An 11,839-nucleotide genomic window follows, 5' to 3' on the forward strand; every position below is an offset into this window, starting at 1 on the left:
ACCAGCGATCTCCCCTCCCGTGCCGCCGACGCGACCGAAACCAAGGTGCGCGATTATTTCGAACGCCTCTACCGCCCGGGCACCGGACAGTTCCACGCCATAGTCCATGTCGCGGCGAACCCGGCGAGCGGGGCCATCGCCTTTTCCGGTCCGATGATGCGTGCGGGCGGCGGCTTTCCGGTCACACGTATCGCCCTCCTCGCCCCCGACGGCACCATGACCCTGCTCGGCAGCGACGAGGCGAACGACAGCCAGCCGAAATGGTCGCCCGACGGCCGCCAGCTCGCTTTCCTGTCTGACCGCGAGCATGGCGCGGGCAATTTCCAGCTGATGATCGCGCCGGCCGATGCGCCCGACAGCGCCGTCGCGCGCGCGCCGATCGCTGGGCAAGCGGTAGAGAATTTCGTCTGGGCGGCCGATAGCCGCCGGATCCTCGTCCAGAGCGCCGACGCCGGCGCCGATGCCGCCGGGTCGGCGGCGACCGCGCGGATCGGCGGCGGCGATGGCGGCGAACGCCCCTCGTGGATGCCGACCGTCGAAACCGGCAGCCATGACGGGCTGTGGCGCCATGCGCATATCCTCGACATCGAAAATGGCACGCTCACCCGCGTCGGTGCCGACGGCCAGAATGTCTGGGAAGCCGACTGGTGCGGACCCGACGCAGTCGTCGCGATCATCTCGGCCAGCCCGACCGAGGGCGGCTGGTACCAGACCGAAATCGCGATCGCCCCGGCAGCGGGCGGCGCCTTCGACCGCTTCGCCGCACCCGAAGTCGAAATCGCAGGCGTGACCGCATCGCCCGATGGCAAGACGATCGCGGCGATCGAAGGCCGCTTCCACCGCACCGTCCAGCTCGGTTCGCTCATCCTTTACGACCGCGCGACCGGCGCGGCGCGCGAACCCGACATCGGCGCGCAGGTCTCCGCGGTCGCCTGGCGCGACGCAAACCGCCTCTTTTTCGCGGGCTTTGCCGCGCCCGGCTCGGTCGCGGGGACGCTCGACGTCGCCAGCGGCACCACCGCGATCGAATGGCGCGCATCGGGCACGGCGGGCCGCAAGGTGCCCTATGCGGTCCCCGAGGGAGATGACGCTGTCCTCGTCCCCGGCCACGCCTTCGACCGCTACCCTTATCTCGCGCGTTCCAGCGCGGCGGGCGAAGAGCTGCTGCTCGACCTTACCCCGCCGGGCATGGAATCGATTCAAGCGCGCATGAGACCCGCCGAGGTCGTGCGCTGGCGCGGCCGCGACGGGCTCGACATCCTCGGCTATCTCGCGATGCCGGAGGGCGTCGAGCGTCCGCCGCTCGTCGCCTTCATCCACGGCGGCCCCTCGCACCTGTTCCGCGACAGCTGGAGCTTCGACAACCCGCTCGCGGCGCTGCTCGTCAGTTCGGGCTATGCCGTTCTCTTCCCCAATCCGCGCGGCAGTTCGGGGCGCGGGCTCGATTTCGCCTCGCGCGTGATCGGCGACATGGCGGGCGAGGATGTGCATGACATTTTGGCGGGCATCGACCATGTGATCGCCAACCATCCGGTCGACGGCAGCCGGCTGTTCGTCACCGGCGGCAGCTACGGGGGTTTCATGACCACCTGGCTCGTCGGCCAGACGGGGCGCTTCCAGGCCGCGTGCGCGATCGCGCCGCTGACCGACATGCGCAGCCAGTATTTCACCGCACATCATCCCGAATTCCTGTCGCTCTATTCGGAGGGCGATCCCTATGACGTCGGCGGCACCTTCGACCAGCGGAGCCCGCTGGCGCACGCGAACAAGGTCACGACCCCGACACTGCTGATCGCGGGCGAGATGGACAAGACCACCCCGCCGGCGCAGGCGGTCCAGTTCCACCACGCGCTCGTCCTCGCGGACGTGCCGACCGAGCTGGTGCTTTATCCCGAGGAAGGCCACGCAGCGGCGCGCTATGAAGCGCAGATCGATCAGGGGACGCGCGTGCTGCGCTGGTTCGCGCAGTGGGAAGGCCGCAATGGCGGTCGGTAACCCGCCCCCCGCCGGAGCGGGCGGCGGCGCGGCGCACCTCTATACGCCCGCGCGCCGCTGGACGTTCCTCGCGATCCTGTTTCTGGTCGGCGCGTCGAGTTCGATCGACCGCGTCGTGATCTCGGTCCTGCTCGAACCGATCAAGCAGGAATTCCAGGTCTCCGACACCCAGCTCGGGCTGCTGAGCGGCCTCTCCTTCGCCTTGCTTTATTCGGCTTTCGGCCTCCCGATTGCGCGCTTTGCCGATCGCGGCAACCGCAAGAAGCTGATCGCGGTCGCGATCTCGGTGTGGAGCCTGATGACGGTGCTGTGCGCCGCGGCCGCCAGTTTCTGGCAGCTCCTGCTCGCACGCATCGGCGTCGGGGTCGGCGAAGCCGGCGCAACGCCGCCCGCCCAGTCGCTGATCGTCGATTATTTCCCGACCGCGCAGCGCGCCCGCGCGATCGGCATCTTCGCGACATCGGGAACCGTCGGTTATCTGATCGGTCTGTCGGCGGGATCGCAGCTCGTGGCCGCCTATGGCTGGCGCGCGACGCTTGTCGCCTTCGGCCTGCCGGGGCTGCTGATCGCGGCGCTCGTTTACTGGGTGCTCGACGAACCACGCACGCGGGTCGATGCCGCAGTGCCGCGCGCCAGTACCGAGGATTTTCGCACCTCGGTCCGCCGCCTCGCCGGAAAACGGTCGTTCGTGCTGATGCTCGCGGGCTTCACCTTCTATCATTTCGCCGCCTATGGCTCGCTCGTCTTCGTGCCCTCCTATCTCGTGCGCGTGATCGAAAGCCCGATCGAGCAGGCGGGGCTCTACTATGGCGCGACATCCGCGCTCGCGGTGTTGATCGGCAGCCTCGCTGGCGGCGCGATCCAGGATGCGCTGTCGCGGCGCGATCCCCGCTGGATCGTGCGTTTCCCCGCAATTGCCTTCGGCCTCGCCGCGGTGCCCAATTGCGCGATGTTCCTGATCGACGACCTTCCCGCCTTTCTGGTCGTCAGCACGATCGGCGGCATCCTGCTCTACGCCGCCCTCCCCGCCGCCTTCGCCGCGATCCACGCGGTGTGCGGCAGCGCGCGCCGCGCGACGGCGATCGCGGTCGTCCTCTTCTTCGGCAATTTGCTCGGCTTCGGGCTTGGCCCAGTGATCACCGGCGCGCTCAGCGACCATTTCAGCGCGATCCACGGCCCCGAAGGGCTACGCTATGCGCTGATCATCGTCATGGCGCTGACAGTTCCGACCGCACTCTTCTTCTACCGCGCGAGCGGCAGAGTTGCAGAGGATCTGGAGGACTGAAGGTGGTGGTCGCGGCTCAGCCGCGGCCAGCCAGCGAGAAATCGGCGGTGCTCGCACCGGCGACAAAGGTCTTCATTCGCTCGCGAAACTCGTCCGAATGCTCGTAGACGAGCCGTTCGGCCTCATTGGCGTCGCCGCGGCGGATCGCATCGATCATCTGGTTGTGCTGATCGATGACCTCCGAATAGCTCAGCAGCGCCGCGCCATTCTGGCGAAAGGCGAGCAGCGACAGCCGCATCACGCCGCGCAGCATTTTCGAGCAGTCGGCGGCGAGAAACCTGTTCCCGCACGCCTGATTGATCGCATCGTGAAAAGCCCAGTTTGCCTCGACGATCAGCCGCGGGTCGCGCGTTTCGCTCGCCGCCGCGAACTCGCGGTTGCGCTGTTCGAGCAGCTCGAGATGATGCGGTTGCCGGCGCAGCGCCGCCCAGCGCGTCGTCGCGCGTTCATAAAGCTCGAGCGCCTCAAGAACCTGCGGCACCTGATCGAGGTCGAGCGGCGCGACACGGGCACCACGGTTCGGCGCCAGCACGACCAGGCTGTCGGACGCGAGCCGGATCAGCGCCTCGCGGATGGGGGTGCGCGAAAAGCCCAGCTCGCGACTGAACTGGACCTCGTCGAGCTCGGTGTTCGGCGGCAGGTCGAGATTCAGTATCTGCTCGCGCAGCAAGGCATAGACCTTCTGTCCCGAGGACTGGCGGGCGACCTCGTCGCTTATGTCGAGGACCTCCGCTGGCTCGGCGGATTTATCGGATTTTGTTCGGGCGGCGCGCATCGCCGATCTCTACTCCGCATGGGTCATCGCAATCAACCTCGACATGAAGCGGGCGCCCGCCTCGATCTGCGCGACCTCGATATATTCGTCGGGGCGGTGCGCCTGCACGATCGAGCCCGGGCCGCAGATCACCGTCGACATGCCCGCGGTCTGGAACTGCCCCGCCTCGGCGCCATAGGAGACCGCTCCCGCCGGCGTCACCACCTCGCTCAGCATCGCGGCCAGCCGTTCTGCGGCGCCCTCCTCCTCGCGGCGTAGCGGCGGCACCTCGGCGATCGCCCGTACCGTAACCCCGGTCTCCTCACCCTCATCCTTCAGCCGCGCTCGCGCATCCTCGACCGCTGCCCAAAAGGGTGCGAGCACCGCATCGATGTCGCGGTCGGGTACGGTGCGCAGATCGAAGGTGAAGCGGCATTCGCGCGCGAGGATATTTGCGGCCGTACCGCCGTTAATCGTCCCCACGGTCAGAGTGGACCACGGCGGGTCGAAGCGCGCGTCGCGATGGTCGGCGCGCTCGCTTTCGGCGATCCGGCCAAGCACGCCCAAAATCCCGATCGCAACCATGTTCGCCGACACGCCCTCGTGCACCAGGCTCGAATGCGCCTCGCGCCCGGTGACGACAACCTCATAGAGGTGGATGCCCTTGTGGCTGTTGATGATCGCCATTCCGGTCGGTTCGCCGACGATCGCCGCGACGGGGCGATGCCCGTCGGCCACCAGCGCCTCGATCAGGTCGGGCGCGCCGAGGCAACCTATTTCCTCGTCATAGGAAAAGGCGAGATGGATGGGGCAGGTCATCGTTCGCGGCGTCAGATAGGGGACCGCTGCGAGCGCGAGCGCAATGAAGCTCTTCATATCGGCTGTGCCGCGCCCGTACAGGCGGCCGCCCTCTTCGGCGAGCGTGAAGGGATCGCGGCTCCAAGGCTGGCCTTCGACCGGCACGACGTCCGTGTGCCCCGACAATACCAGTCCGCGCACGTCGGCAGGGCCGATCGTCGCGAGCAGGTTCGCCTTGCTGCCGTCGGCGTTGGCGATCCGCCGCGCGGCGACGCCATGCCCGGCCAGATACGTCTCGACATAGTCGATCAGCGCCAGGTTCGACGCGCTCGAGGTCGTATCGAACGCGATCAGCCGCGCGAGGATGTCGATCGCCGACGCGGCGAGCGCGGGGGCCAGATTGTCGTCGCTACGCGGCGCTCCGGTCACCGGCCGCGTCCTTCCGCGATCGGCGCCGCAAGCGGCGCGAAAGACCGCCGCGCGCACCGTACCTGCGCGCGTCGTCCGAAAGCTTCTTGCATGAAAACCCCTGCTGCGAATGTGATATCAAATTATTGTATACATCTTGTATTTTTCTCGTCGGCAGTCAATAGCGATTGCGACGAAATATGGTCGATGTGCACGATGATCGAGAAAATTGCCGGGCTGACCCGGCTCGGCTTTCGCCGCAGCGACCGGGACCGGAGGGAAATTCGATGACCGGAACGCCGGCTGGGCACGCCTCGCATTCGCACTCGCCGTCGCCATCGCCGCGGCGCACCCGGCACCGCTCCGGGCCAACCCGACCGGGGCGACCGCATCGCCAGGCTTCCGGGGCGCACCCTATGTCATGCCGCGTTCGGAGGTCCGGCCCATGCGCTCCGACGCGGAGAGCGACTATCTCGTCTACATCGCCTGGCCACAGCAGCCCCCGCCGCCCGGGGGATATCCGGTCCTTTACCTGCTCGACGGTAACGAAAGCTTCGCCATCGCGGCGGAATATCAGAACCGGCTGGGGGGTTATGCGGGCATGGAGCCGGGGATCGTCGTGGGTATCGGCTATCCCGATGCGTCGCGTCGCAATTTCGATTACACGCCGGCCGTGCCGGACGGCATCGAACTGGTGCCCGGCATGGGTCCGACCGGCGGCGCCGAACCCTTTCTCGATTTTCTGGCCGACAAGGTCATTCCCGAAGTCGAGGCGGAGCATATCGTCGATGCCAATCGCCGGACGCTGGCGGGATATAGCCTTGGCGGCCTGCTCACCTTGCAAGCGCTGTTCAAGCGTCCCGGCCTGTTCCGCACCTATGTCGCGTCCAGTCCATCGATCTGGTACGGCGACAGGCGCGTGCTCACGATGTTGCCGGGATTTGCCGATCGACTGCGCGAACTGCCGTCGCACAGGAGGCTGTTGCTGAGCGCGGGCGAGTATGAACAATCGCCACCCCCGGGACGGGAGCAGGACCCCTCATGGCTCCGGATCGCGGATCTCAGCCGCAAAGCCAGAATGATCGACAATGCCCGCAAACTGGCCGACAGCCTGAAGTCCGCGCCCATCGACGTGGAATTTCGCATCGCCCCGGGCGAAACCCATGCAACGGGCAATTGGCTGGCCATTCGCGATGCGCTCCAGCTGGCTTTCGATAACAAGCCGTGAGAGCGGCCACGAAGCCATGATCGCTCGCGATTGGAAATCCGGATCCTGCCAGGCAAACGAAGTGGCTCAGCGTTTTCGCTGGCTGATCCCCGCTTTGGCCATTGACTAGCTGCGAGCGGCGTCGGATCCAGGAACGCAAACGGCAGGAGCGAGCGAGATGACCGGCAGGATCGAAACCGAAGCCTCGGGCGGGTGCCAGTGCGGCGCGGTACGCTGGCACGTCAGTGCCGTGCTCGACAGCTCGCACATCTGTCACTGCCGCATGTGCCAGAAGGCGGCGGGTAATTTCTTCATCGCGCTGATCGGTGTCCCGCGCGACGCCATCGCATGGACGCGCGGCACACCGGCCTGGTTCGCCAGTTCGGACAAGGCATCGCGCGGTTTCTGCGCTACGTGCGGGACGCCGCTTGCTTACGACTATGCCGAAAGCAGGCACATCAATCTGACGACCGGATCATTCGACGAGCCGGCAAGGTTCGCGCCGAAAGTCCAGTTCGGGCTCGAAGGCCGCCTGCCGGTTTTCGCGGACCTGCCGCTGGAAGCCGAGGGGACGACCGAAGAAACGATGAGCGACCTTGTCGATGCGATCCGGGCGAGCAATCACCAGCACCCCGACCATGACACAGCGAACTGGCCCGGTTAGTCGCGCTCAGTTTACCGAAAGACCGGCAATCGCGGCGCTCGGCGTCAGCCCGAAAACACGGCGGAACACACGCGAAAGATGCGCGGTATCGGCGAACCCCGCATCCATCGCCGCCGTCCGGACGAGTGCGCCCTCCTTCATCTGTGCGGCTGCATATTGGACCGCCGACCACAGCTTGAATTCGCGGAAGCCCTGCCCCGTTACCGCCTTGAAGCAGCGGAGCGCCTTCGTGCGCTCAAGGCCGAGACGCAGCGCGAGTTCGCCCTGCGGCATTCGCCGCATCGGATCGTCGTAAATCGCCCGCACCACGTCAGCGACGGAGGGCAGCGTGGCGCTCGCCGACGCGGCCAGGCATGCGCGTAGTTCGTCGACGGCGTCACGCCCGCCTTCCAGCGCCCCGCCGGCGAGCTGTGCCAGTTTTCCCTCCAGCGCCTCGGCCAGCGGGGCATCGGAGGGGAAGTCCAGACCGTTGAGATAGATGATATCGGCGCCGCGGGTAGGCAGGACTACGCCATGGACCACCCCGGGGCGGATCAGCAACATGTCGCCTTCCACCCGGGCGCCGTGCAGGTGGAGCCGGAGCGAACCGCCGCGTCCCATAAGGATCGCCGTGACGGGATTGGCATGCGGCGCGAGTTCCCGGACACCGACCGGGAGCAGTGAACTCCGGAAAGGAGAAAGCGGATCAGCCATCGCCGCGATTATCCCCCGCCCCGGCGTCCGGCGCAAGCGCCGCTATCGCTCGATACCCGCACGCACGAACGCCCCGTGCATCTCGCGGCCGTTCGGATAGACGTCCTTGCGCACCACCTCGCCCGCGTCGTTCACGGTGACAACGTCGAGCATACCGACGCGCGCTACGAAGGGCGCGCCGCCGGGCTCGGTAAGCGACAGCAGCATCACCCATTCGAACACCCAGTGATCGCCGCCGTAAAGCCGACGGCCCATCTCTTGGGTAAAATCAAAGGTGGCGAACAATTGCCGGCAATGTTCGCGAAGCCGTTCGCGTCCCTGCACCGGCTCGGTGCCGTCATGGAGCGCGAAGATCGTGTCTTCCGAATGCAGCGAGGCGATCAGGTCGGGGTCCTTCGTCTCCCAGCCGACATGATATCGGTCGAACAGGGCTTCGGTCGATATCGCGCGTGCGAGCGATGCAGTGGCCATGCTTTTTTCTCCCTTGATGCTCCCCGCGAGAATAATCGGCAGCCACGCAAACGCGTTGAACAAACGTGCGGGGGCGCCGTCGAACCGGACTTTTCAGTTTTCGCTAGCGCCCTCCCTCGCCTGTGATATCGCCGTTGCCGGGACAGGGGAGACGCCATGGCGACGCAATTGACCGAAGGCCGCGCTGGCAGCGGACGGGTGACGTGGGTCGTCGTCCTGATCGCACTGTCGGTACTCCTGAATTATATCGATCGCGGCGCGATCGGTGTTGCGGCGCCGCTGATGAAGGAAGAACTGAAGCTGTCGGCGACCGGTTTCGGTCTCGCCGTGTCGGCTTTTTTCTGGGTTTATGCGCCCGCGTGTCTGCTCGTCGGCTGGCTGTGCGACCGTTTCTGCGTCTACCGCGTCTTCGCGCTCGGCGTCGCGATCTGGGCGATCAGCACCGCCCTGACCGGCTTTGTCGGCGGACTTGCCTCGCTGATCCTGCTGCGCCTGTTCCTCGGTCTCGGCGAAAGCATCGCCTTTCCCGGCAGCAGCAAGATCTTCGCCGCCGAAGTACCCGTCGAGCGTCGCGGCATCGCCAACGCCTCGGTCTCCGCAGCGATTGCCTTCGGGCCGGCGCTCGGCGTGTTGTTCGGTGGCGCGATCCTCGGCGAATGGGGCTGGCGGCCGGTCTTCTGGATTTTCGGCCTCGCCACGCTGTTGTGGCTCGTCCCCTGGGCAATCGCCTCGGCGCCGCTGCGTGTCAGAAGCGCCGCCGCGCCGCCGGGCAAGCGCGTATCGATCCGTAGCCTGATTCGTATCCCGACACTGTGGCGAATGAGCATCGTCCATTTCCTGTCGAACTACGGTTTCTATTTCCTGCTCGCCTGGCTGCCGCTCTATCTCGTCAACACCGTCGGCTATTCGATCGCCGAAATGACTATGCTGACGACGCTGAGCTTCACCACGCAGGGCGTCGTCGCGCTGGCGGGCGGCTGGGTTTCGGACCGGATGGTTGCCGGCGGTGCAAACGAGGGCGAGGTCCGCCGGCGGCTGATGATCATCGGGCAGTTCGCGATCGGCATCGCGATCGCCGGAATAGCGATGGCCGACGCCTATCTCATGCTCGCCGTCTGGCTGGCCCTCGCAGGCTTTGGCGCTGGACTGATCGCGACCAACCTGTTCGCAATCGGCCAGATTTTTGCCGGACCGCGCGCGGCCGGCAGCTGGATCGGAGTGCAGAATGCGCTCGGCAATATTTCGGGGATTATCGGTCCGATCGTCACCGGGCTAATCGTCGATTATCTCGGCGGCTATACCTATGCTTTTGCCAGCGCGGCCGTCCTGTCGGTGCTGGGCGCGTTGCTGTGGTGGAAACTGATCCCCGAAATCCACACGCTCGACCTGTAACTCACTGTTCGAGTTCGAGCAGGAACCGCTTCGCCTCGAGCCCGCCCGCAAAGCCGGTCAGCTTGCCGGTCGACCCGACAACGCGGTGACACGGCGCAATGATCGAAATGGGGTTACGGCCATTGGCGGCGCCGACGGCGCGCGACGCGCTGGGTTTGCCGACCTGGTGCGCGATCTCGCCATAGCTGCGCGTTTCGCCGAACGGGATGGTGAGCAAGGCGCTCCACACGCTCCGCTGGAAATCGCTTCCCGAAAAGGACAATGGCACGTCGAACGTGCGGCGTTCGCCGGCGAAATATTCGCCAAGTTGCCGTTCGGTCTCGACGAGGACGGGATGGTCCGCCTTTTCGCTGACGGCGCCGAGCCGAACCCGGTCGGGCTTGTCATTTTCCCACAGGATTGCGACGAGGCCGCTGTCCTTCGCAACGAGGGTCAGTTCGCCGACCGGCGACCAGATGGTTTTGGAATAATGAGTCACGGGATTGATCCTTTGGATGTCATTCGCTGTCGCACTTTGATGCTGGAATCCATATGGCGGAGGCGATGCAGCGATGCGTCCCGAATCTTGCGCCCAACGTCGATGGAAAGATTGTCATGACCCCCACCGCCACCATCCTGCTCCTCGGTTCGGGCGAACTCGGGCGCGAGTTTGTCATTTCGGCCAAGCGGCTCGGCGCGCATGTGATCGCCTGCGATAGCTACGCCGGGGCGCCCGCGATGCAAGTGGCCGACAGCTTCGAGGTCTTTTCGATGCTCGACGGCGATGCACTGCGCGCGGCGATCGCAAAGCACCTGCCCGACCATATCGTGCCCGAGGTCGAGGCGATCCGCACCGAAATCCTCGCCGAGGTCGAGGCCGAAGGCTTTCACGTCGTCCCGTCGGCGCGCGCGGCGCAGCTCACGATGAATCGCGACGCGATCCGCGACCTTGCGGCGAGCGAACTCGGGCTCACCACCTCGACCTTCGAATATGCCGAGACGCGCGAAGAACTGCAGGCGGCTGCAGAGCGCATCGGCTTCCCGCTCGTCGTCAAACCCGTCATGTCGTCGTCGGGCAAGGGCCAGAGCACGGTGAAGGATGCCGCCGGTGTCGACGCCGCGTGGGATTATGCCGCCGCCGGGATGCGTGGCGATCGGCTGCGCGTCATCGCCGAGGCGTTCATCGATTTCGATTACGAGATCACGCTGCTGACCGTCCGCCACAAGGACGGTGTCGCCTTTTGCCCGCCGATCGGCCACCGGCAGGAACGCGGCGACTATCGCGAAAGCTGGCAGCCCGCGGCGATGTCGGATGCCGCCCTCGCAAACGCGGAAGAGATGGCGACCAAGGTGGTCGACGCGCTTGGCGGTCACGGAATTTTCGGGGTCGAATTTTTCGTGAAGGGCGACGAGGTGATCTTTTCCGAACTCTCGCCGCGCCCGCACGACACCGGCATGGTGACGCTGATCTCGCAGTCGCTATCCGAATTCGACCTCCATGCACGCGCGATCCTCGGCCTGCCGATCCCCGCCATCGCAGTGCCCGACGCGAGCGCGAGCGCGGTGCTACTCGCCGACCGCGATGCACAGGATTTCGCGATCACCGGCCTCGCCGACGCGCTGGCCGCGCCCAATGCCGAAACCGCGATCGACGCGCGAATCTTCGGCAAGCCCGTCACGCGCCCGTACCGGCGCATGGGCGTCGCGCTCGCGCGCGTCGCCGGCGGCACGACCGACGATGCGCGCGCCGCGGCGGTTGCCGCGGCGGCGAAGCTGGTCATCGACTACCGCAACTGACACGTTAAGCTGCGGCATGGCCCGCCCTGCCCCGCTTCTCCGCTGGCTCGCTATTGCAGCGCTGCTGATTTCGGTCGTCGGAGTGCCGCTGGTCTTTCACGATGAATTCATTGCGATAAACAACCGCATTCTCGCCGCCTCGGGCGAGCGGCCCATCGCCGCAGGCGCCCTCATCGTGATCGCGCTGACGCTCGATGTGGTCCTGCCTGTCTCCAACGGTATCACCAATACGCTGGCGGGCGCGGCCTTCGGCTTCGCCATCGGTGCGCTTGTTATCTGGCTGGGCCTGATGGGCGGCAGCCTTGCCGGTTACGCGATAGGGCGCTGGGCGGCGCGGCCGCTGGCAACCCGCCTTCTTGGTTCCGGCGACCTCGAACGCGCGCACCGGCTTGCCGA

General features: G+C 66.2%; 12 protein-coding genes. 7 read left to right on the forward strand and 5 right to left on the reverse strand.

Annotation, left to right across the window (positions count from 1 at the left end):
- A partial coding sequence (locus tag VGD20_RS12315) for a S9 family peptidase (RefSeq protein WP_331134723.1) occupies nucleotides 1-1,995 on the forward strand: 1,995 nt, incomplete at its 5' end.
- The gene (locus VGD20_RS12320) at nucleotides 1,982-3,280 is read left to right on the forward strand and encodes an MFS transporter (RefSeq protein WP_331134724.1); all 1,299 of its coding nucleotides are present in this window, start codon (nucleotides 1,982-1,984) and stop codon (nucleotides 3,278-3,280) included. The genes VGD20_RS12315 and VGD20_RS12320, both read left to right, overlap by 14 nt.
- A gap of 16 nt (nucleotides 3,281-3,296) precedes the next feature.
- On the opposite strand, the gene VGD20_RS12325 is transcribed toward VGD20_RS12320, so the two are convergent.
- Nucleotides 3,297-4,055 (reverse strand): GntR family transcriptional regulator, encoded by a 759-nt coding sequence (locus tag VGD20_RS12325; protein ID WP_331134725.1) that lies wholly within the window; start codon nucleotides 4,053-4,055, stop codon nucleotides 3,297-3,299.
- A 9-nt stretch (nucleotides 4,056-4,064) separates the two neighbouring features.
- A complete protein-coding gene (gene argE, locus VGD20_RS12330) occupies nucleotides 4,065-5,261 on the reverse strand; it encodes an acetylornithine deacetylase (RefSeq protein ID WP_331134726.1) in 1,197 nt (398 codons plus the stop codon).
- 424 nt (nucleotides 5,262-5,685) lie between these two features.
- Here argE and VGD20_RS12335 point away from each other — a divergent pair, with 424 nt between their 5' ends.
- Complete coding sequence (locus VGD20_RS12335) at nucleotides 5,686-6,468, forward strand: alpha/beta hydrolase (RefSeq protein ID WP_331134727.1); 783 nt, start codon at nucleotides 5,686-5,688, stop codon at nucleotides 6,466-6,468.
- Between the two features lie 157 nt (nucleotides 6,469-6,625).
- Entirely contained in the window at nucleotides 6,626-7,111 is a 486-nt protein-coding gene (locus tag VGD20_RS12340; protein WP_331134728.1) for a GFA family protein, read from the forward strand.
- 6 nt (nucleotides 7,112-7,117) lie between these two features.
- On the opposite strand, the gene VGD20_RS12345 is transcribed toward VGD20_RS12340, so the two are convergent.
- Both VGD20_RS12345 and VGD20_RS12350 read right to left on the reverse strand, forming a co-directional pair.
- A complete protein-coding gene (locus VGD20_RS12345) occupies nucleotides 7,118-7,804 on the reverse strand; it encodes an AraC family transcriptional regulator (protein ID WP_331134729.1) in 687 nt (228 codons plus the stop codon).
- Nucleotides 7,805-7,846: 42 nt separating this feature from the next.
- Nucleotides 7,847-8,275, reverse strand: a complete 429-nt coding sequence (locus VGD20_RS12350) for a nuclear transport factor 2 family protein (protein WP_331134730.1) — start codon at nucleotides 8,273-8,275, stop codon at nucleotides 7,847-7,849.
- A 156-nt stretch (nucleotides 8,276-8,431) separates the two neighbouring features.
- On the opposite strand from VGD20_RS12350, the gene VGD20_RS12355 reads away from it, so the two are divergent.
- The gene (locus VGD20_RS12355) at nucleotides 8,432-9,667 is read left to right on the forward strand and encodes an MFS transporter (protein ID WP_331134731.1); all 1,236 of its coding nucleotides are present in this window, start codon (nucleotides 8,432-8,434) and stop codon (nucleotides 9,665-9,667) included.
- Nucleotide 9,668: 1 nt separating this feature from the next.
- Here VGD20_RS12355 and VGD20_RS12360 read toward each other — a convergent pair whose 3' ends face one another.
- A complete protein-coding gene (locus VGD20_RS12360; protein ID WP_331134732.1) occupies nucleotides 9,669-10,145 on the reverse strand; it encodes a methylated-DNA--[protein]-cysteine S-methyltransferase in 477 nt (158 codons plus the stop codon).
- A gap of 116 nt (nucleotides 10,146-10,261) precedes the next feature.
- Between VGD20_RS12360 and purT the strand changes: the two genes are divergently transcribed.
- Together purT and VGD20_RS12370 are read left to right on the forward strand one after the other, a co-directional pair.
- Entirely contained in the window at nucleotides 10,262-11,443 is a 1,182-nt protein-coding gene (purT, locus tag VGD20_RS12365; protein ID WP_331134733.1) for a formate-dependent phosphoribosylglycinamide formyltransferase, read from the forward strand.
- A gap of 82 nt (nucleotides 11,444-11,525) precedes the next feature.
- On the forward strand, nucleotides 11,526-11,839 hold a 314-nt coding region (locus VGD20_RS12370; RefSeq protein ID WP_331134734.1), incomplete at its 3' end, for a hypothetical protein.

The sequence above is a fragment of the Sphingopyxis sp. genome, from assembly GCF_036402335.1.
Classification (GTDB): Bacteria; Pseudomonadota; Alphaproteobacteria; order Sphingomonadales; family Sphingomonadaceae; genus Sphingopyxis.